The organism is Bacteroides sp. 41_26 (genome assembly GCF_949740115.1).
Lineage (GTDB): Bacteria > Bacteroidota > Bacteroidia > Bacteroidales > Bacteroidaceae > Bacteroides > Bacteroides nordii.
The window spans coordinates 1-22,558 of record NZ_CATJGZ010000106.1 but is presented as its reverse complement, the minus strand read 5'-3'; the positions used below and the strand labels follow the sequence as shown (position 1 = coordinate 22,558).

23 protein-coding genes and 1 pseudogene are annotated in these 22,558 nt (G+C 36.7%); 4 read left to right on the top strand and 20 right to left on the bottom strand.

Annotation, left to right across the window (positions count from 1 at the left end; genetic code table 11):
• Window positions 1-51 precede the first annotated feature (51 nt).
• From QX565_RS15950 to QX565_RS15935, 4 genes are all read left to right on the top strand, one after another.
• Window positions 52-639, top strand: a complete 588-nt coding sequence (locus QX565_RS15950) for a DUF3575 domain-containing protein (protein ID WP_221649394.1) — start codon at window positions 52-54, stop codon at window positions 637-639.
• A gap of 23 nt (window positions 640-662) precedes the next feature.
• A complete protein-coding gene (locus QX565_RS15945; protein ID WP_122200626.1) occupies window positions 663-2,120 on the top strand; it encodes a DUF3868 domain-containing protein in 1,458 nt (485 codons plus the stop codon).
• A 208-nt stretch (window positions 2,121-2,328) separates the two neighbouring features.
• Window positions 2,329-3,828 (top strand): L-lactate permease, encoded by a 1,500-nt coding sequence (locus QX565_RS15940; RefSeq protein ID WP_122200627.1) that lies wholly within the window; start codon window positions 2,329-2,331, stop codon window positions 3,826-3,828.
• A gap of 60 nt (window positions 3,829-3,888) precedes the next feature.
• Complete coding sequence (locus QX565_RS15935; RefSeq protein ID WP_229091505.1) at window positions 3,889-4,197, top strand: GNAT family N-acetyltransferase; 309 nt, start codon at window positions 3,889-3,891, stop codon at window positions 4,195-4,197.
• Between the two features lie 98 nt (window positions 4,198-4,295).
• Here the strand turns inward: QX565_RS15935 and QX565_RS15930 are convergent, their stop codons facing one another.
• From QX565_RS15930 to QX565_RS15835, 20 genes and pseudogenes are all read right to left on the bottom strand, one after another.
• Window positions 4,296-4,898 carry a nucleotidyl transferase AbiEii/AbiGii toxin family protein gene (locus tag QX565_RS15930; protein WP_044158310.1) on the bottom strand — a complete coding sequence of 201 codons (603 nt, stop codon included), beginning with the start codon at window positions 4,896-4,898 and terminating at the stop codon, window positions 4,296-4,298.
• A complete protein-coding gene (locus tag QX565_RS15925; RefSeq protein ID WP_025867577.1) occupies window positions 4,853-5,158 on the bottom strand; it encodes a DUF6922 domain-containing protein in 306 nt (101 codons plus the stop codon). The genes QX565_RS15930 and QX565_RS15925 overlap by 46 nt, the downstream gene beginning before the upstream one ends.
• A 75-nt stretch (window positions 5,159-5,233) precedes the next feature.
• Window positions 5,234-6,184 carry an MraY family glycosyltransferase gene (locus tag QX565_RS15920; RefSeq protein ID WP_122200628.1) on the bottom strand — a complete coding sequence of 317 codons (951 nt, stop codon included), beginning with the start codon at window positions 6,182-6,184 and terminating at the stop codon, window positions 5,234-5,236.
• 58 nt (window positions 6,185-6,242) lie between these two features.
• Entirely contained in the window at window positions 6,243-7,286 is a 1,044-nt protein-coding gene (locus tag QX565_RS15915; protein ID WP_122200629.1) for an NAD-dependent epimerase/dehydratase family protein, read from the bottom strand.
• An 11-nt stretch (window positions 7,287-7,297) separates the two neighbouring features.
• Window positions 7,298-8,611: a UDP-glucose dehydrogenase family protein gene (locus QX565_RS15910; RefSeq protein WP_122200630.1), complete on the bottom strand. Its 1,314-nt coding sequence runs from the start codon at window positions 8,609-8,611 to the stop codon at window positions 7,298-7,300.
• A 27-nt stretch (window positions 8,612-8,638) separates the two neighbouring features.
• On the bottom strand, window positions 8,639-9,691 hold the full coding sequence (locus tag QX565_RS15905; RefSeq protein WP_122200631.1) for an NAD-dependent epimerase: 1,053 nt from the start codon (window positions 9,689-9,691) through the stop codon (window positions 8,639-8,641).
• A 117-nt stretch (window positions 9,692-9,808) separates the two neighbouring features.
• Entirely contained in the window at window positions 9,809-9,970 is a 162-nt protein-coding gene (locus tag QX565_RS15900; RefSeq protein ID WP_182416571.1) for a hypothetical protein, read from the bottom strand.
• 13 nt (window positions 9,971-9,983) lie between these two features.
• Window positions 9,984-11,126, bottom strand: coding sequence for a glycosyltransferase family 4 protein (locus QX565_RS15895; RefSeq protein ID WP_122200632.1), 1,143 nt, complete (start codon window positions 11,124-11,126; stop codon window positions 9,984-9,986).
• Complete coding sequence (locus QX565_RS15890) at window positions 11,126-12,040, bottom strand: ATP-grasp fold amidoligase family protein (RefSeq protein WP_122200633.1); 915 nt, start codon at window positions 12,038-12,040, stop codon at window positions 11,126-11,128. The genes QX565_RS15895 and QX565_RS15890 overlap by 1 nt, the downstream gene beginning before the upstream one ends.
• Before the next feature lie 26 nt (window positions 12,041-12,066).
• The gene (locus tag QX565_RS15885) at window positions 12,067-13,230 is read right to left on the bottom strand and encodes a sugar-transfer associated ATP-grasp domain-containing protein (RefSeq protein ID WP_122200634.1); all 1,164 of its coding nucleotides are present in this window, start codon (window positions 13,228-13,230) and stop codon (window positions 12,067-12,069) included.
• A gap of 13 nt (window positions 13,231-13,243) precedes the next feature.
• A complete protein-coding gene (locus QX565_RS15880) occupies window positions 13,244-13,588 on the bottom strand; it encodes a hypothetical protein (RefSeq protein WP_147351239.1) in 345 nt (114 codons plus the stop codon).
• A gap of 144 nt (window positions 13,589-13,732) precedes the next feature.
• A complete protein-coding gene (locus tag QX565_RS15875; protein ID WP_122200636.1) occupies window positions 13,733-14,554 on the bottom strand; it encodes a glycosyltransferase family 2 protein in 822 nt (273 codons plus the stop codon).
• Window positions 14,555-14,608: 54 nt separating this feature from the next.
• Complete coding sequence (locus tag QX565_RS15870; RefSeq protein WP_122200637.1) at window positions 14,609-15,658, bottom strand: glycosyltransferase; 1,050 nt, start codon at window positions 15,656-15,658, stop codon at window positions 14,609-14,611.
• A complete protein-coding gene (locus tag QX565_RS15865) occupies window positions 15,659-16,729 on the bottom strand; it encodes an EpsG family protein (protein ID WP_182416573.1) in 1,071 nt (356 codons plus the stop codon).
• 149 nt (window positions 16,730-16,878) lie between these two features.
• Window positions 16,879-17,901, bottom strand: a complete 1,023-nt coding sequence (locus tag QX565_RS15860; RefSeq protein WP_122200639.1) for a glycosyltransferase family protein — start codon at window positions 17,899-17,901, stop codon at window positions 16,879-16,881.
• Between the two features lie 106 nt (window positions 17,902-18,007).
• Entirely contained in the window at window positions 18,008-19,165 is a 1,158-nt protein-coding gene (locus QX565_RS15855) for a glycosyltransferase (protein ID WP_122200640.1), read from the bottom strand.
• A 7-nt stretch (window positions 19,166-19,172) separates the two neighbouring features.
• On the bottom strand, window positions 19,173-20,618 hold the full coding sequence (locus QX565_RS15850) for a lipopolysaccharide biosynthesis protein (protein ID WP_122200641.1): 1,446 nt from the start codon (window positions 20,616-20,618) through the stop codon (window positions 19,173-19,175).
• Window positions 20,619-20,645: 27 nt separating this feature from the next.
• Complete coding sequence (locus QX565_RS15845) at window positions 20,646-20,801, bottom strand: hypothetical protein (RefSeq protein ID WP_182416574.1); 156 nt, start codon at window positions 20,799-20,801, stop codon at window positions 20,646-20,648.
• Window positions 20,802-20,914: 113 nt separating this feature from the next.
• Window positions 20,915-21,404, bottom strand: a pseudogene (locus QX565_RS15840) (UpxZ family transcription anti-terminator antagonist).
• Between the two features lie 19 nt (window positions 21,405-21,423).
• Window positions 21,424-21,960, bottom strand: a complete 537-nt coding sequence (locus QX565_RS15835) for a UpxY family transcription antiterminator (RefSeq protein WP_122200643.1) — start codon at window positions 21,958-21,960, stop codon at window positions 21,424-21,426.
• Window positions 21,961-22,558 lie beyond the last annotated feature (598 nt).

Sequence of the window (22,558 nt, the reverse complement as noted above, 5' to 3'; positions counted from 1 at the left end):
CGGCAGGTGTTGGTATAGGCAGTAAATAATAAAACCTAGACCAAAACGGAAATGAAAACAATTAAATTAATTTTAGCAGTAGGATTTCTGCTCGCCTTTGCTACGGGTACATATGCCCAAAAGCAAAGAACTCAAACCTATCTACCCAAATTTGCCATTAAAACAAATGCCCTTTACTGGGCCACAAGTACTCCCAATCTGGGATTTGAAATAGGACTGGCAAAGAAATTAACTCTTGATGTATCGGGCAATTACAACCCCTGGAAGTTTTCGGACAACAAACAGTTCAAGCATTGGTTAGTACAGCCTGAACTACGTTACTGGCTCTGCGAACGTTTTAATGGTAGTTTCTTCGGCCTGCACGGACACTATGCCGATATGGACATTAGTAACCTTGACATGTTCGGCCTGGGGCATGACCGGTATGATGGTAAACTTTACGGTGCTGGTATATCTTACGGCTATCAGTGGATATTAAACAAACGCTGGAGTATGGAAGCCACCATCGGACTTGGCTACGCTCACATCAAATATGACAAATATGAACCGGGAGACAACGGTCAGAAATTAGGTCATAGTACTAAAGATTATTTCGGTCCTACCAAAGTAGGCCTTAGCTTCATCTACATTATTAAATAATAACCTATAAACCAACTGTAACAATGAAAAGAAATGTTATATATCTCCTGCTGGCACTTGTCATAGCACTTCCCGCCAGTGCCCAGAAACTTTACAATGATGCCATCAGTTTATCTGACGTATCACTGTGGCAACAGGGCAACTCTCTTTATATCAGCATGACGATCGATATGAAGAATCTTGTAGTTAGTCCTCAACGTTCACTTACGTTGACTCCGCTGCTGACAGACGGCCAGCACAATGTACCCTTACAGGATATTATAATCAACGGTCGTCGTCGCCAGAAAGCATATATACGGGGTTTGGCAATAGAAAAAGAAAAACCTGCAGGTATCGTTATCCCTTATGATAAAAGAGAAGTACTAAACTATACGCAGGTAATCCCTTATCAGCCATGGATGCAAAATGCAGCACTGAATCTGGTTGAAAACCTCTGCGGTTGTGGCAATAATGAAGAGATGATTGCACAGGAACTCATTACCAACGATGTATCTACCGAGGCGAAACGTTTGGCAGCCATGTCTCCGATAGTCGCTTATATTCAACCAGCTGTAGAAGTAGTAAAAACCCGTAGCGAACAATACGAGGCTCATCTGGATTTCCCGGTAAGCAAATCTGTTATCCTGACCGATTTCATGAACAATCATAAAGAGTTGATGAATATTCACTCTATGTTCGATAAAGTGCAGAATGATAAGAACCTCACCATAACCGGTATCAGTATTGAAGGTTTTGCTTCTCCCGAAGGTCCTTTGAAATTCAACGAACAGCTTTCTCAGAAACGTGCCGAAGCACTGAAGAAATACCTGAGTGAGAATGAAAAAGTTCCGGCCAACCTCTATAAGGTATCCTTTGGCGGTGAAAACTGGGATGGATTGGTGAAAGCCCTGGAAGCTTCTTCCATGAAAGATAAAGAGACGTTTATCAATATCATTAAAAATACCAGTGATGATGCTTTGCGCAAAAAAGAAATTATGCGTGTAGCAGGTGGTGTTCCTTATCGTGCCATGTTGAAAGATATCTATCCGGGATTACGTAAAGTAGATTGCAAGATAGATTATACTGTGGTAAACTTCGATGTTGAACAAGGACGCATCGTTATCAAAACAAATCCGAAATACCTGAGTCTGAACGAGATGTACCAGGTAGCCAACAGCTATCCGAAAGGAAGTGACGACTTTGTAAACGTGTTCGATATTGCCGTACGCATGTACCCGAACGATGAAGTAGCCAACTTAAATGCCGCTGCCGTAGCATTAAGTAAGAAAGATGTGAGAACTGCCATAAAGTTTATGGAAAAGGCAAACAAACAGACTGCCGAATACATCAATAATAGTGGTGTATACGATTTCCTTAACGGGGATATAAATCAGTCCATTGCAGCTTTCACGCAAGCTGCCCACATGGGTAATGAAGCAGCAAAAGCCAACTTGAAGCAACTGCAAAAAATACTGGATATGAAGAAGATGCCTAACAAATAGACATCCCATCTGATAAAAAAAAGTCCGGATATGGTTAACTAAATAAATCATATCCGGACTTTTTATTCAACTCCATAATGTAACTTATCGTTTTTTGTTTAAATCCGGCATATCACGGATAAAATCATAAAAAAATTTGCTTTTCGGGCAGTCAAAACGATCTCCAGTTTTGTTATAAGAATATTATACATTATTAAATCTGACGATTATGACACTGATTCTTGCTATTATTCCGGTTTTACTCCTTATTGTATTAATGGCTTTTTTAAAAATGCCAGGCGATAAAAGTAGTGTCATATCTCTCATTGTAACGATGCTGATAGCCATCTTTGGTTTCCATTTTGCAGTGGACGATCTTGCTTATTCATTCCTCTATGGTGCATTGAAAGCAGTTTCTCCCATCCTGATCATTATCGTAATGGCTATTTTCAGCTATAACGTATTGCTAAAGACCCAAAAAATGGAAATCATCAAGCAACAATTTTCCTCTATCTCTACTGATAAAAGCATTCAGGTGTTACTATTGACATGGGGATTTGGAGGGTTACTTGAAGCAATGGCGGGCTTCGGTACCGCAGTTGCTATCCCTGCCGCTATACTTATCAGCCTTGGTTTCAAACCCGTTTTCTCGGCAGTAGTAAGCTTAATAGCCAACAGCGTGGCCACGGCTTTTGGAGCTATCGGCACACCGGTACTTGTATTGGCTAAAGAAACCAATCTGGATGTATTAACCTTAAGCACCAATGTCGTGCTACAGCTTTCCGTACTTATGTTCCTCATCCCATTGGTACTACTTTTTCTCACAGACCCCAAATTGAAATCACTACCCAAGAATGTGTTCCTCGCACTATTAGTGGGTGGTGTATCCCTTGTCAGCCAATATGTAGCCGCACGTTATATGGGAGCAGAATCCCCGGCCATTATCGGTAGTATTCTTTCTATTATCGTAATCGTGATTTATGGTAAACTCACAGCTTCTAAAGAAGAGAAAACACGCAAAAGTTCTCTTCGCGGAAAAGATATCCTGAATGCATGGAGTATTTATCTGCTCATTCTCTTGCTGATAATCCTGACCAGTCCCCTATTCCCGGGACTGCGCAATACACTTGAGAACAACTGGATAACACGTATCAGCCTTCCTATCAATGACTCTACAGTGAACTATACCATCTCATGGCTTACCCATGCAGGTGTACTTCTCTTTGTCGGTACTTTTATTGGCGGACTAATACAAGGTGCAAAAGTCAAAGACCTATTCATCGTACTTTGGAATACTGTGAAGCAGTTGAAAAAAACATTCATCACGGTTATCTGCCTTGTCGGCCTGTCAACCATCATGGATACTGCCGGGATGATCTCGGTTATTGCTACTGCCTTAGCTACTGCCACAGGTAGTCTTTATCCGCTTTTCGCACCGGTTATCGGATGTTTAGGTACATTCATCACCGGTAGTGATACTTCATCCAACATTCTTTTCGGAAAACTGCAAGCCAGTGTTGCCGGGCATATCAATGTAAACCCCGATTGGCTATCAGCCGCTAATACGGTAGGTGCTACCGGAGGAAAAATCATTTCTCCCCAAAGTATTGCCATAGCTACTTCAGCAAGTAATCAACAGGGAAAAGAGGGCGAAATTCTGAAAGCAGCCATCCCTTATGCACTTGCCTATATAGTGATAACAGGAATCATTGTATTTATTTTCAGCTAAAAAGTTAAGTTACGGAAGAAAAGACTTATTAGACTCATCGGGCATATCTTGCTGACATGTATGTACGTCATACAGGAAGACGGAAGTAAATTTGAATCTTTATTAATCGCTCCCCTTTCCGTCCTGCTCGAATACCGGGACCAGGGAGTAGGTTCCGCATTAATCAAAGAGGGCCTGAAGCGCGGGCGTGAAATGAGATATAAAGCTGTATTCCTCTGTGGAGATCCTAATTATTATCACCGGTTCGGTTTTAAATCAATTAGTGAATTCGGACTCACCAATCCCGATATTCCCGAACCATACGTGATGGGATACGAACTGGAAGCTGGTGCATTGGATCATGTTACAGGGATAGCAAAGCTCGTATAATTATAATTTCCGGATAGGATGAAAAAGAAAGCCGATATGTCTCTTATGAAAAGAGATGTATCGGCTTATTATTTCTTGTATCGTATTAGTAAAATACTTTAGAAAATTTCAGAAAGTATCTGGGATTTGATCTTCTCCCATGAAATATCAGTCAACATATACGGCATTATATCTTCTTCGGCATCATCAAAATATGCCAAACTTTTCATTGCCATAAAAGTGGAACCATCAGGATATTTCTGAGAATAGAAATCTAATATCTTATTTATAGAAAAGCGCTGCAGCAAGAAAGCAATATCAATAAAATCTTTCTTAGTTCCCCTACCAATGATAGCCGTAATCTTCATTGCTGCTATATCCCTTAAACTTGCCATTCGGATACCTTGCATCACCACTGCATCGTCAATCCAGGAATATTGATAATCAACGACATCAATCTTAACATTATTCAACTGATATATATGAATATGCGGTGATTCTTTCAGAACAACCAGCGAGCCGATTTGTTCCAGAGCCATCGTCAATTCATCCTTACTTGCATCCACTGTACCAAAGAAATCTAAGTCGACAGACTTTCGATGCCCTATTTGTAAAGCCAACGCAGTGCCTCCTACCAAACGAGTATTATGAAGTATAGGTATACTCTGCAACTTTTTCAGAAGTTCCAGTGTTGTGGAATCGACTGTTGATAAGTGTAACATCTGAACTTTTCTTTAGGAGTATTTGATATTGCAGCAACATAAGCCAAAGCACGAGGTTCCAATTCCCTCATTTTTTTTGCCTCCTCTACAATTTTCGGCAAACCATAATATGAGCGAATTATTATCCAATCATTCCACATCCCATATTCCAGCACCCTTTTTATTATGTATTTAGGATACTGTTCTAGGTCAATGTCTTCTTTCCGTATATCCCAAAAAAGATGACTGGAAAACGCATTTATACATTCATTTGCTGACATAGAAATTTTTCTTTGAAAACAAAGATAATGCATTTTATTCAATTTACAAATCTTTCTTTCTCAAGATAATAAGGATTAATTGAATTTATGTAAGCAGAAGAACCTCTTCATAAATAATAGATATAGCATGCTTAATAAAAAGACACTACCCAATAAATACCAGTATCCATATTCCCGTAATATCAAATACCCTATTACAACAATTGCCTGCACCATCATATAAATCAATGCCACCACCACATGAGGCATTCTCAGTTCATTAGCCATAATCTGATACATATGTTTCCGGTGAGGTAAACCAATGTTTTCATGCAACATCAATCGATGAACAATAGTTAACACACTATCTATCCCATACACTACTAACAGTATAATCCAGCTAAAATCCCCGGTTTGAATAATCAACCTCCCAATCAAAAAAAGAATGGTAAATGCAATACTAACCGCCCCCACATCTCCGGCAAAACACTTCGCCCTCTTTCGGAAATTAAAGAAATTGAAAACCAGCACAGCACACAGCATTGTATAAATAAGATCCGGCTCAACAAACGAAACAACCGAATGATTAATAAATGCCAAAGCTCCAAGTATGACCAAAGAATACCCTCCCGTGATACCATTAATACCATCCATAAAGTTATAGGCATTGATAATACCTGTGCAAATGATTAACGCTACAAGGATTGTCCACCAGGGAAGAGAGAATAATCCCCATTGATAAAACATCAATCCCATAGCCGAAAAATGAAACACCAATCGCAACGCCTGAGAAGTAGAACGGATATCATCAATAAAACTGATTAAGGTGACCAATGTCAAGGCAAGCATGAACCAGGGATATTCAAAATGATTCGTAAGGAAATAAGCCAATACGCCAAAATAGAAAATGATTCCTCCACCCCGCAAAGTGATCCGAGTATGCGAACTGCGTTCATTGGGGTTATCGATGATGTTGTATTTATCGGCGATATAAAAATAAAAAAGTTCTGCTAAGAAAAGCAGAACTAAGACTATTAAATAATACACAGCTTTATATATTTAAAAAGTATCTTCAATCGTAAGTCGTAAATTGTCCAATTGTAAATCATTCAAAGGACCTTATTGTCTTTATCAACCCTTCTTTTGCTGTAACAGGCATTTTATCAATACCTAATGCCCTTTTTATCTTTGCGTTACTTACTACATAATTCTCCGTTAGCTTCCGAAGCCGTTCTGTATTTAAAGGTAAGTGAAACAAAGTACCAATCCCGGCACATCCTTCCATTATCCCCCTATTTATTTTCCAAATGCGAGATTTCTTTCCCATTACTTCACATATAATAGTTATCAGTTCATTAGTAGACATCGCTTCATCATCCCCCATATGATAGATACCACCCGGAACGTCTTTCGTCAATAGTCCTTCTACCACGTAGCAAAGATTATCTATCGAAGTAAACGAACGACGATTCTCAAAAGCTCCCAAAGGCCACGGAATACCTTTCTTCACCACATTATAAAGCAAATTCAGGTTCCCTTTATTTCCCGCCCCATGTATCATACAAGGTCTTAATATATAAACCTGCTTGTTCAATTGACAGTGGACAGTGGACAATTGACAATTAGCTGCGCTATCATGCTGCATAGCAACTGTCAATTGTCCATTGTCAACTGTCAATTGTTCACCATCAACTGTCAATTTATTAATAATGTACTCTTCTGCCCTGATTTTACTTTCTCCATAAGGACCAACAGGAGTTGGAATAACATCCTCGGTGAGTATATCCCCCACAACGCTATCGGCAGCAGCTTTTACAGAACTGAAAAAGATAAATTTCTTGGCAGAAGATTGAAGAAAGAAATCAAAAATTTTCTGAGTTAAGCCGGTGTTGATATCAAAATAAGATTGGGCAATTGATTGATTTTTCGTGTCATGAGCTTTACCTGCTAAATGAATGATAGCATCAAACTTCGGAAGATTCTGAGAAGCAAAAGATTCCGGTTTTATATCCTCCCATGAGAAAGTATTTATTACTCCTTCTTTTTCCGGAGCCACAATGTCCAAGCCATAAAGAATATGACGGTTCTTTATAGCTGTAACAAGATTAAAACCCACGAAACCGTGGATACCGGTAATCAGTATATTCATCCTCTAAACTGTTATTTTCCTATACAATGATATATAAAACCTGCCTCCTGAAGTTCTTTCTTATCATAAATATTCCGTCCGTCAAAGACTATCGGTTCTTTCATCGTCCTTTTCACCACACCCCAGTTAGGCACACGAAACTCCTTCCATTCCGTCACTAAAAGCAAAGCATCCGCATCAAGTACAGCATCATACATACCCGTGGCATACTCCACCAGATCCCTCACTCGCCGCCGACATTCCGTAACAGCAACCGGATCATAAACCTTCACCATAGCACCGGATTCAAGAATTTTATCAATCAAAACCAGCGCAGGGGCCTCACGCATATCATCCGTTTCCGGTTTAAAAGCTAATCCCCAAAGGGCAATCCTCTTCCCTTTCAGATCTCCCCCGAAGTGTTTCAACAGTTTATCAAAAAGAATACTTTTTTGAATTTCATTTACCTCTTCCACTGCTTTCAATACTTTCATCGGATATCCATTCTTCTCAGCCGTTTTAATTAGAGCCTTCACATCTTTAGGAAAACAAGAACCACCATAACCACATCCCGGATACAAAAACTTACTACCAATACGGTTATCTGCACCCATCCCTTTACGAACCATATTCACATCTGCGCCTACCAATTCACACAAGTTAGCAATATCATTCATAAAGCTGATACGAGTAGCAAGCATCGAATTTGCTGCATATTTAATCATTTCCGCACTGGGAACATCTGTAAAGATCAGACGATAATTATTCATCATAAATGGCTTATAAAGACGCTCCATTATCGCTTTAGCCTTCTCCGATTCCACACCTACAACCACGCGATCCGGCTTCATGAAATCATCCACGGCATCACCTTCTTTCAGAAATTCCGGATTGGAAGCCACGTCAAATTCGATACAGACATTCCGTTTGTCTAGTTCTTCTTGAATGGCAACTCTTACTTTCTGAGCCGTACCTACGGGAACCGTACTTTTAGTTACCACCAAAACATACTTTTTCATATTCTGCCCGATGCCACGGGCTACTTCGAGCACATAACGCAAATCCGCACTCCCATCCTCATCCGGGGGAGTACCAACGGCACTGAATACCACCTCAACATCATCCAAACATGAAGCTAAAGAAGTAGTAAACTTCAAACGCCCGGCATTGAAGTTCCGGTGCACCAGCTCTTCCAAACCTGGTTCATAGATAGGGATGACGCCTTTTTTCAGATTCTCAATTTTAGACTCCATCACATCGACGCAAGTCACATCCACCCCCATCTCAGAAAAACAAGTACCTGTCACCAAACCGACATAGCCGGTTCCTACTATTGCGATTTTCATATTGTGTTATTTTTATTTTTTTTGATCTTACAAGTGGTAAAAAGAGCGATACCAGTTCACCGTTTCTTGCACGCCTTCTCGGATGGGTTTATGCGGTTTGAATCCCAATTCCTGCTGCAAAGCCGTCGTATCCGCATTGGTCTGATAAACATCTCCCGGCTGCATCGGCAGATAGATTTTATCGGCTGGATGTCCTATTACCTCTTCAATAGCCTGAATAAAGTCCATCAGTTTCACAGGAAGAGAATTGCCGATATTATAAATTTTATAAGGAGCTGTAGAAGTACTCGGATCGGGCTTCTCCGGATTCCAAACCTTATCGGGCTGCGGAACAGAATCGACCACCCGCAATACACCCTCTACAATATCGTCGATGTAAGTAAAGTCCCGAAGCATGTCTCCATTATTAAAGACCTTTATCGGACGATTATGTAGTATAGCATCTGTAAACAGGAAAGGAGACATGTCCGGCCTACCCCACGGACCATATACGGTAAAGAAACGAAGTCCGGTGGAAGGTATATTGTATAAATGACTGTATGTGTGAGCCATCAACTCATTCGATTTTTTCGTTGCAGCATACAAGCTCACCGGATGAGCAATACTATCTTGCTCCGAGAATGGAACCTTGCCATTCAATCCGTAAACGCTACTGGAACTGGCATACACCAAATGCCGGATGGCATTATGCCTACAGCCTTCGAGCACATTGAGAAAACCATCAATATTACTTTCCACATAAGCATACGGATTTTCTATCGAATAGCGTACACCAGCTTGTGCAGCCATGTTGATGACAATATCAAACTGTCCATTAGCAAAGAGCATCTCCATCGCCTGTCGGTCTTCCAGATTCATCCGTACGAAACTAAACTTCGGGAAAAGGTTGCTCGAAACAAACTTGTACCAAGTAATTTCGTCCTCACTAATCCCTAAAGTAGCAAGACGACCGAACTTCAGGCTAATGTCATAGTAGGAGTTTATATTGTCCACCCCTATTACTTCATCTCCACGTCGCAAAAGGCGCTTACAGACGTAAGAGCCGATAAAACCGGCAGCACCGGTCACTAATACTTTCATTTAGAATAAATAAAAAACAAATAATTAAAAATCTTGTACTTGGTATATAAAGCAGAATTACCAATTTAGTTAATGAAGGATTTTAGGAGTAGAGAAATATTAAATTTTTGTAATCATTCAGATCGGATATTTCTTCAATATACGTATTATTGATTCATAATCCTTCCTGACACATTCAATTTCTTTTTGTGAAATTGAACGCTTCTCCTGCATTCGTCTTTCAAAACGGCGTGCATCTTTTCCAAATAATATAGGAGTCTCTTTAACAGGTTTAGCCATAATTCTTTGTATCTTATTTACTTCCAGATATTTCTACACCCGACAAATCCTCATATATTTCCAAATGCCTTCTCACTACATTCTCAATAGAAAAATCCCATTCTGCCAAACGTCTGGAATTCTTTCCCATCTCTTGCCTGAGTGCTTTATCTTCAATCAACCTTTTCAGCCGATCGGCCAAGGTGTCACTGTCTTTTACCGGGATCAAGTATCCGTTATACCCATCCACTACCGTTTCTTTGCAGCCGATGGAATTTGTCGTTACAATAGGACGCCCTACAGCCGTTGCCTCTATCAGAGACTTCGGAAGTCCCTCTTTGTAGTAAGAAGGAAAAGCCACTATATGGCAATCTTTCAGCAGATTCAACACATCCGTCCGATAGCCAAGCCATTGGATATATTCCCCATCACATACCGCTTGCAACTCCTCTTCTCTGATGGCTTTGGGGTTATCATCCAACCCACCACAAAGCAGAAACTGCACTTTGCCTTTATACTGTTCTTTCAGTTTCAAAGCAGCATCCGTCAGGACGAATATCCCTTTCTCCACAATCATGCGGGCGGTCAACAATACTTTTATCTTCCCTTCTTCCGGTTCAGGGCTATAGCAAAACTGCTGCAAGTCCACTCCCGAACCTTTAATCATTGCAGCCTGATCCTCCCTGATAATACGGTTATTCAGGAAAAGAGACTTGTCTTCATCATTCTGGAAAATAACAGTAAGACGATCGCGATAATGTGAGAAACGCAGAACTTTAGGAAGTATTTTTGATAGAAGCGACTGATTCTCTTCCGAAAAAAAGATCCCCAATCCACTAACGGCATTCACTACTCCACGGACACTCGCCAACTTTGCAGCCAACGTTCCCCAAAGGATAGTCTTAAGCCCTACATGGTGCACCACATCCGGCTTTTCACGATGATATAGCCAATAGAGGAACCAACAAGTATGCAATTCTTCCATCACATTTTGTCCCGAGCGGCTCATAGGCAAATCAATTACTTTCAAACCAAGGGCTTCTATCTCTTTCTTTTTCCCAGTGTCTTTGGTAACGATAGTAACATTGTAGCCAGCTTTTCGGGCACGAAGTGCAATCTCTTTGCGGTGGGAAAGGAAAAACCAATCGACGTTGACGACAATAAATAGAAGAGGCATTATTTGTTTTTATAAAAAGATGAAATGTCAAATTGGCGACCGAGTTCAAAATCAAAAGAATCAGGGACAAATCCCCAATATCCACTCCCTGAATAAAAAGTAGTCTCTCCAAAAATGATATTTCCGTCAATATTATATAAATCAATCCGAACATGGGGAAAATCTTTCGATAAGATTTCCGCAATCTCTATCATACGATCAAAATTCTTAGGTTTCAAAATTTTCATTTTAGAAATAGGATAACTGTCCGATTTCACATTTAAAGGTGTCCAATCTCTTGTAAAGAAATTCAATTTAGCGCCTTTTTCTCTTTCAGTTAAGACAAAGAGGCTATGAACATGTCCATCAAAACAAAACATTTTATAGTCAACAAGGGAAACATCCCGATTATCTGCATTAGAAATAAGCTTCTCTATAATTATTCTTGGTTTTCCTCCCAAATACCCCCATTCTCTTCCTGGGTTAACTTTCGTATTCAGATTAAGCCAAGAGTTTACAGTTTTTATCGTTTTAAGAATATCCAAATTCTCTTTATTCCTACAAATAATGATATTATTACTTCCCCCACCATCCGTGGATTTTATAACAAAAGAATTGGGTAATTTATCAAACACAATATCTTCTGCTGAATCATAAACTCCATAAATTTCATTAAGATACTCTCCTAATCCCTTTGATTCCACATATCCTCTCACAGTATACTTATCAGAACAAATCTTCAGTAATGGATCTCGATAAAAACACTTGTACATTTGAATCTTTTCTGTAAAGCGTTGTGGATTTTTAAAATTCAACTTATGTCCCATTTTTATCCTATATTGCCATTTTAACATAATAGGATCAGGAATAAAAGAAAATAATCTCAATATCGCAAACCTAAGTTGTTGATTTTTAAATACTTTTTTATAATTCATAGAGTATATGTTTATATCGCAGTATTTTAGAATGTAACATAAATTCTCGTAGCCTCTTCTTTATGCTTCACACAATATTCAATAACTTCATCCGTATAATCCCCAAAAGCAGCACCTGTTGTAAACTGAAATAGCCATGTGGAAAAAGCTGATATATTATATTCTATTAGGCGAGGATTCCCCAAATAATCTATCATAATATCCAATGCAATACAATGAAAATGAGGAATACACTTACCAATTTCAATTGCAAACTGCTTGACTTTAAAAAACTCTGGGATAACAAATATTTCTTTCTGAAAATCAATGCCATTAAACACATGGCTTGTTTCACCATATTGATTGCAAACCCTATCATGAATCATCCCATCAGTTCCAACTCCAACAAAACAACCACCGGCATGTGCATTATCAACCAAAGATCCCGATTTTCCGATGCGCATAATCACATTCGGAATTACAATCTCACTATTTTTTACAGATCTATAAATCTGAACACGAAGAGTATTCACTGATGTTTTACAGAACTGCGACATAAACGGAGACTGTTTAAGTACTTCTTGCACCAAAAAGTTTTTGCCGAAAAAAGTAGTAAGAAAAGGAATAGATAATGTTTCACCACTACCTTTATTTACAAATAGACCATCTATATTCTTATCAAAAAACAAAATATTACGACCAGAGCTAGAATCTATTGACGGTTTCACTATAAGTTTATCAAATGAACAAAACATAGATACAATATCTATTTTATCTTTATCAAGTTCATTATAATTTTCATCATAATATATGCCATTTATATTCCTCAGCAGAGTCCGTGGAGTGACCGAAACTGCAAACTGTTTAAAAAGGAATTTATCAAACATACATTTATCTTCATAAAGACTTCGATATCTTATTGGATTTAAAATAGGTTCTATTACATTATGACAAATATCATCCGGCACTATATTGATATCCTCTCCAATATACTTTGAAAACGTTCTATAATACTTTCTATTGACATGTCCGGAAAGAGCCGACCATTTTCTCACCCATGCTTCTTCATTTTTGCACCTTTGATTACTGATACGAGAAATTTTCATTATTTCAGAAACTTCCCTATTTGCTATAATCTTAGATACTCCTAAAGCTAAAACGTAGTTATAGCATCTGTTTATTGTATATAGTATTTTCTTTACATTCGACATTTCATTCTACGACTTAAGTAAATTTCAAGAACACTTTCTCCGCTTTCCTCTTATTTTTATAACAATATTCAATAATTTCATCCGTATATTTTCCAAACATAGGTGAACCTGCAAATGGGTAAAACCAAGTACTCAATCCTGAAATATTAAACTCTATAAGTCGTGGATACTCTTTCTGATCAATCATTATATCCATCGCCAAACATCTATGATAAGTCACATAAGAGGCTATTTCTATAGCAAATTCTTTGATACGATTATAGGAAGGAATACTCAAGTCGTTACTAACAAAATTAATTCCGTTACGACTAAATGTTTCGCTGTAAAACTCTCCATTTACTAAAATATTAGTCTTCACCTTCAACAGAACTATTCTTAAATGCCTGTTGTTTCATAAAACATCTATAGTTCTTATCATATAAATAATCTGACATAACATTAATCATCTTCGTGTAGAGACGATTAAAAGAGAATGCCCAATATTTTATAGTAAAACGATTCATTACTTTTTATTTTTAAATATTTCTTTAATATGCTTCGATAATAGTTTAGTTCCCACTACAAAATTTCGATGATAATACATGTAAAGAACCGCTCTAACAATTTGTTTCTTCAAGTAAATTACCTCAGTCGGTGTTAGAGATCTATCACTCCAATCTATATACCATAAAGAAGTATCTTCAATTGAAAATCTTTTCTTGCATGCTCTGTTCTCTGCTTCCAGACGATACCAAGCCGTCACACAATCCGATTTTATAATCTGATAATACCGTGCTATCCTCCTCCACATATCAATATCTTCTCCTTTACTAAATCTTTCATCAAACATTCCTGCTTTACCAAAACATGACCGATGTATTACAATGGCATCTGTATGTATGAATGTAGAACGATGATTCAATTTAAAAAAATCATCTATCACATACGTCTTACCTTTTCTACCTAAATCCGCCTCTACGTAGCTAATAGAAGAAGCAAAAAACTTATAGTCGGGATATACTTCTATCAATCCATTCATCAACGATAGATAATTCGCATCCCATCTATCATCTCCATCAAGAAAAGTAATCCATTCATTATTTGCTTCTCGAATCCCCCTATTCCTTGCACCAGAAACTCCACCGTTTTCTTTATCAATAATCCTAATTCTACTATCTGCTATGTCAGCTATCACTTCCCGGCTTTTATCCGTAGAGCCATCATTGACCACAATCAATTCAAAATCATCATAAGTCTGATTTAATACAGACTGTATCGTAGAAGCAATACTCACCTCCTTATTATACAAAGGTATTATTACAGAAAAACGTACTTTATTTTTCATAAACACATAATATTACTTAAAAAAGAGGCTATTTTTTCAACCAAGGAATATGTTTTATCCAATAGACATCAACCATTTTGAAAAGAAATCAAAAGAAGCTTCATAACTATACTTATGGAGAAATAGATCACGGGCTTCCTGATAGAAACCGGCACAATCATGAGAGCTAACTAACTTATTAATTGTTTCTACAAATGAACAACAATCATTACATTCATACATAAGCCCGCATCTTTCATAACCTTCAAAAGCTTCCTTTGTTCCAATAATAGCCTTTCCATACATTAAAGCTTCCGCTGTTTTGGTTTTCATCCCTCCCCCTGAAAAAATAGGAGAGACAACAAAAGTAGCTATTGAATAATAATAAGATAAGTCTTCTACAAAACCGTACAATTCTATTCGGGGATCAGAAAAACGCTCTACTAAATGATCCATGCCTTTTCCTATAATAATCAACCTCCCAGGAATTTTAGGTAGCACTTCATTGGTAAACCATGTTATCCCTTCTATATTAGCAAAAAAGGCAACACCAACAAATAAATAAATAATTTCATCCGACTTCTGCAAGCAGATATCCGATTCAACATATTTATCAGCAAAAGAAGTCGGTAAAATCAAATCTGCATTACGACCATATAGCCTATGTAGTTCTCTCGCATCTCTACTATTCAAGGTTATTAAAAAGTCGGAATAACAAACAGCCTTTTGCTCCGAATACCAGGCAGCCCAATAAAAGGGCAAATGAAATAGACCGGCAACACGCACTAATTCAGAAGCATATTGTTTCTCTATATTATGAAAAAAGCAAATTACTATAATTTCCGGATATTTATTTTTGATATGCTCGGCAATTCTTCCTTGTAAAGATTGACTTATAAAGACTATATGATATTGATTTAGAGACAATTCTTCTAAAACTCGTTTTATAAAACTCCGATCTACGCCAAACAAATATTTTTTTATCTTTCCCTTTTTATTAGATGATGATAATATCTTCAAAAGATTTCCACTATCCAATAATAAATTTATATTTCTTTTATTCACTTGGTCTGCACCGCCCTTTATTTGTATCACCTCTTCTCCAATATACAATATATTCATCATTTAATAGGCTTTAAATGTCAGATAATCTACTACATTAGAAAATAAAATTTTAGAGAGAGAATTATCCATATAGCAAGAACGATAATCCAAATGTGGTGAAATAGTTCGAGAATAAGTCATTTGCAAATTTGTAACCAAAAAGACAATGAAGAAAATTGCTATTATTGATTGATTTCTCTTTTTATCTCTCAAAAATGGAATAAATACAAAAACAACAATAAACTGTATAAAGTTAACAAAACGCACAAACCCATCAAAGTTGGAATAGTTCAGTGTAGCAATTATCAAATACAAAAGTACTATATTAAGAAACTTATTCTCTTCATTGAAAACTTTTCTTTTGAGCAACAAGAGGGCTGTACAAAAAACAAAGAATAAAATTAAAACATAACGAATTGAAAACAGATTTTCACCTTCAAGCGCATAATGTTCTACTCTTTTCAATATTAGTCCTAAATAGCCTACATCTGGCAATAGTTCCATCAAAATCTCCATAAGGTTTAAGGAAGACAGAAAAATCGAAATAAGAAAAAAACAGAAAAGTAACTTAGAATTAATCCACTTATAAAAGAATAGAGGAAAAAGCATCAATATAGAACTATGAATCCCTACTCCTATAAAATACAGAATAAAGATTTTCATCAGATTCTCTTTTGCCAAAAAGCATGCAAACAAATAAAAGAAAAGTGCAAAAGCAGCAGCATTTTTTATAGTTTCAGTTACTTGAGTAAATAATATGAGACCAAATAACGATATAAAACAAACCCAGAAAAGATTCTCTTTCGTACAACGGATACCTTCAATAGAAAAAAGTTTTAGTACTGTAAGAAAAAATAACATGTATATAAAAAAAGTCCAAAACAGAGATATAATCTGAACATTTTTAAAAAAATACACTAAAAGAATATTCACAAACATAAAAGAATAGGTTAGAACATCCTCAAAAATCAAATAAGAATTTAAAGAAAAACTTGAGCCTACCATAAATTGATAAGAATTATAGTATCTCACAATATCCGTATCCATAGCCGCTAATGAAACCTGCGTATAGGCCAATAATGCAAAAGACATAGACATCAGAAAAAACAAAAAATTATATTGCCGGATATGTAATTGTACCTGACTAATGAAAAATAGTACCAGAAAAATAGAAAAAAAAGGAAAAAGAAACCAAACAAAGAATAGATACGCGATATATAAATTAGATTTATTTGTATACATTACTCATCAAATAATGACATATATTCCTCTGATACCTCTTTCCATGACTCCGGCATATATTTCTTTGTATAAGCTATTAAATCTTCCTGAACTATTTTAGAGTTTTCGTCATTCAATAATCTATTAATAGTAGCCACATCATCTTCTTCACTACCCAAATAGTAACAAACTGAATCAAATTCACTTGTTGTACAACTACCTTTAGTTGTCAAAACAATAGCTCCGTTTAAAATGGCAGCAAAAAAACTGCCTCTCCGTTCTGATACTCCATCAGGAAAGGGAAGATATATATATTTTGTATTATTTAGGATTGAAGCAACTTCCCTATTAGATAAATTAAAAATAAAATCTATATCACAATTCAATGCTTGTAATTTCAGTTGCTCTACATAATCTTTCCATTCGTCAGCAACCATACCTATAATTGCAGTTTTCAATAAACAAGATTGCGCCCGAAGTTTTTTTACCACACTTATAAATTTCTCTATGTTTTTCCCACTAGATATCAAGCCGAAAAAAGCAATATCATACTTTCTATCGACAGTTTTCTTTATGATGGAAACTTTATCTATATTTGAAAACAATTTAATCACATTATAGTGAAATTTTCTAAATGGAAACTTCTTTAAGGCATGTTGTCTCTCAAAATCGGTAGTAAAAATCACACGATCGGCAAACAACAAAAAAAGATTGGCAGCTAACCGATACCTAATATTCATTCTTGAATTCTCATGCAAAGTAACTGTAAATATTTTACTTGTAAACAACGCATAATATATACAAACCAAATGCGGAACAATACTTGCATAAGATGATTTTGTTGGATATTGTAAGTTTAGGTTCTTGATCTTAAATGAGTTTATTTCCCTTATAAGAGCTGGCAATTCTTTCAATATCCACTTTTTCCATACTAAACATTCCCATTTATCAGAATCAGAATTTACTAATTGATAAGAATAGTCTCCAATACCACATTTATCTGGAGGGAAGGCCCCAACCAATAACAAACACTTCTTATTCATACTTTTCGAAATAGTTTATACCAAATAAACAAGATAGCTCTGCACTATATAAAATATTACCAATGAATTAATACTGAACGTCCAAATTGGATGCTAACCATTCACTCTATCTCAAATTCAGTTTATTAAATAGATTCAACCATTTATTGATTAACTCTAATGGTTCGTATTGATGACTTTTTTCTATGGCAGAAGTTGCCATAGAAAAAAGTCGATCAGAATCATTCATTAACACTTCCACTTCCGATGCAAATACTTCCACATTACCATTGGGAACAATCAACCCATTTACTTTATCATCTACTATATCATGAACAGCTTCAAAACTATCCATAACTATAGGAACACATCCATTTTGAGCTGCTTCCAACAAGACTAATGGAAAACCTTCAAAAGCACTGGTCATAAAAGAAATCTTTGCCCGCTTATAATATGGTTCAGGATTTGCATATCCTGTCATAATGACACGCTGTAATCCAAGTTCCGATATCATTTTTTTTACTATGGCCAAATCACTTCCATCTCCTACAATTTCAAAATTCCACGAAGAAAAGGCCGGATTCGTCTCTATTTTTTGCCATATTTTAAGTGCCAATGAAAAGCGTTTATGAAATTCACTGATACGCCCTACCATAACTACTACATTTTCTTTCTTATCGTATTGACTCATATCAAAAAATGAGGAATAAGACAAAGGATTTCCAATAGCCTGTATTTTAGAACTTGAACCGAGCTGGCGTTGAAAGCTTGAGGATAAAACAACATAGGCATCACATATCCGTATATTCTTTTTATGATGTAGACATTCTCTAACCAACACATAAAGATAGTATAAAGGGAAAAGAGCCTTTCGTATGTTAAATCCTTGCTTTATGCATACAATGCTAAACAACGAAGAATAAGGTAAATAGATTTGTCCATGATGTAATGTTATTAAAGGTATACCTGTTTTTTCTTTTACTTTTTTACAAAGCAGCATACTATCGGAGATTGTATCATGATTTAAAAGAATTGATATTTCATTCTTAATCAAATCATTAGATAAATAATCCACATTCATGGAAGAAGCGATTTTTCTTTTATCGGGCAATGGTAGTATACTTATAGCTTTATCTAACAAGTAAGCAGGTTGATCCAGTTCTTGTTGAAAAGAGTATATAACAATTTCTACTCCTTTCTCTACAAATTCATTTGCAAGTACAGTCATAACTCGTTCTGCCCCGCCTAACGATGGAAAATATTTATAAATAAAAGCTATTCTCATGATTTGTTTATTTCGATTTCTTAAAAAAATAGTAGATCATATCAAACTCCCGCCAGCGCAATAAATAGGCTATTAATATATAAAAAATGCTTCCTGAAACACCTCCTATTATTATTTTAAGAAAGTTACTATCAAATAACAGAGTGATACCAGTAATCAATACACACATTAAAATAGATGTCAGTAAAAAACGAAACACCAAACGGAATTCATCAATGAAAGATATTCCGATAACCTTACGAGTATAAATCCCTACAATCAATAGATCTACCAAAGAATAGCAGGCCATACTTATGCAAATTACCTTTAAACCGAAATTTAATGAAACAATTAAAATAAATATTGATACTATTTTTTTTAGGATTTCACTATTCATAGTGTAATCGCTTCTGCCTTTTACACTCAAAACATTAGCATTCATACGCATTAAGGGATCCCACATATAGCCAAAACATAAAATTTGCACGTAAAACACAGAAGGGAGCCATTTATCCGTTAAGAGTATTTGAATTAGAGGTTCCGCTAAGGCTATTAGTAGAAACATAATAGGAAATGTAATAAAACAAGCCATACGAGCATACGCTAAAAAGTAACTCTTCAAACGTTCACTTTCACTTTGTATATCGCATAATACTGGATACATTGATTGTGTCATAACGGAAGTAAGATTACTCGGCAAAATATAAGCCATCGATTGACCACGTGTATAAAATCCTAAATCAGAAGGAGTAAATCTTTTCCCTATGACAATCGTGTACATATTTGAATATAAAGTATGTAACATTCCTGCCAACAGCAATTTTGACCCAAAGCCGAATAATCCACGAAACGATTTCACTGAAAACATTCGAAGCGGGAACCAACGAACATACGACCAATAACAGATAACTAACACCATATTACTCACTAATGTTTGACAAACCAAAGCCCAGACACCACGTCCGGAAATTGCCATATAAATACCGGTTCCTCCACCAACTAAAATAGACAAAAGTGAAAATATGGCTAACACTTTAAAATTCAAGACAGCTATCATTTTTGTCCTTTGTACCAAAAAGAACGAACAAAGTATTAAATTGATTCCAACTACTTTTATAAGATCTTTCAGTAGAGGTTCATGATAAAAATCAGAAATTAAAGGTCCACTCAAGTAGAGGATAATATATAAAAGAATTCCCAAAAAAATATTTGTGTAAAAAACGGTAGAATAATCTACTTCTGTTCGATCTTGTTTTTGAATTAAAGCGTTTGAAAAACCACAATCAATAAAACTTTGTGCCAATGCTATAAAAATAGACAACATGGCTATTAATCCAAAATCAGATGGTGACAATAATCTAGCGACTATTAGTCCTATCACAAACTGCATTATTTGAACTGAAAATCTTTCAATGGCTGTCCAAAAAACACTGATTATAGCTTGTTCTTTTAATGTTTTTCGTTGATTACGCATACATTAACATTTTCCCGACTCTATCTCTTACCAACTCGGATACGGATTACCTTCCAAGCCCTCTAAAATCTCAATTCCATTCATGGTTACCGTAGTAATATGTACATGAATCAATACGACTCCTACAATTAGCGGAAAGCGAAGGAAATTAATAGTCTTCGACTGAAGTTCATCATTGGTCATTATTCAATAGAGTTTCGTTATAAAAAAGTTTGATGAGTACATAATGATTCTGTGTTTCAACAAAAGACATAACTAAATGAAAGTCATTCTGTTTACCCGACCACTCCTCTATCTCACTCCTCAATATACTCCCACGGATAAGGATTGTCCACCACATTCTGAAATTCTGCAATGGCCTCCTGCTCTTCAGTAGTAAGCGACGCGGAATCCCACGAAGCGATGATGGCACGGGCTTCATCCGCCAAAGGCTCATCGAACACTTCACCATAGCAGGCGGTTAGCAGACGGAGTTTCAATAAGGAAGCGGGAAGGGCATCAAGAAGATGCCCAACAACGGTCCAGAACTTCCTGAATATGTTGCTGCTTTTCACCGTAATCGATGAAGGAGGCATTGTAACCCATCAGGAGAGCCAAGCAGACATGGGCCTGTTCTTCAAGGGTGGAACCTTTGGCACCGGAGTCATACAAGGCGGTGGTCAAACGGTAAACCTCACTGTTACGACGGGACAAATCATCACTATAGATGGGACTATCGTCCATACCCAAATACATCAGTTCATGCGCAGCGCGCTGAAGAGAGGCGGCTTCTTCGGAAAGAGTCATACTATTTTAGGAATTTGAATTATTTAATTACTTCTATCAGATCCGGATGGATGGACGCCATGGCAACGGCGATGACACCCTGGATTTTTATGACCAGACGACGGTCACGGGCACCCTTCACTTTCAGAAAAATGCCTTCCTGACCCTCGAAGTCACCACCCGTGACACGGACTTTAGTGCCTTTGGACAAATTCAATTCATCAGGACGGAAGTAAAGGAGCTGCTCATGGTAAGTACCGGCCACGGCAATGAAACGTTGCATCTCTTGATCGGGGATGATTATCTTCTGACCGCTTCGGGTATCGGTGATATACTGCAAATAAGCAACCATGGACTTGACACGTTTCACTTCGGAAGGACAAGCATGAACAAAAATCAAATTGTAGATGACGGGAACCAGGACACGGACTTTTTTCCCGTTTTTGATGCTTATTTTATATTGCATGGGAACGAAATAGTCGATATGTTCCTTCGCAAACAGTCGCATGGCATCAGGCTCTCTACGGTAGGTGGCACGCATGGCATACCAGACTTCGGTCTCTTTATCCGCTTCCATTTTTCTATGAGTAGTTCAAAAAAGGGTGTTCTTTCGGGGCTTTGAATATCTTATACACTATTGATATTCAATCACTTGCGACGCATTCGTGTAATATACAGCAATATTTGCATCTCTCTTTTCTAATAGTTTTCTGTAGTTGTTCATTAACTGACAGATAAAATACTATAAACGAGTCAGTTGAAAGCAAAAAGCGTTTCAATAGACGTTCGTTTAATGAAACACCAATTTGGGGAGATTTACGGCTGGGCATTCTTACAGAATAATGCATCAAATAACTAATTTTATCAATTACATAAACCGCTGAATATAAAGAATCTGCACCTTTAACTTTCAAAAACAAAAAAATATTTATAAGAATATTTTGTTATTCCAGATATACGTTTTAACTTTGTGCCATTAAACGAACGTCTATTGAAACACTTTTATAATTTCATCGACACCACATTAGCATTTACCGGATTCTCCCCCCTCTTTATACTCTTTTCCCTATAATAATGTACGCACGTGCTACACGCGCACAGACGCGTATTTTCTTCTTTTTTTAAAAGAAAAATCCCCGTGTATTAAATAGAGGGTAGGGTACCCTACCCTCTAT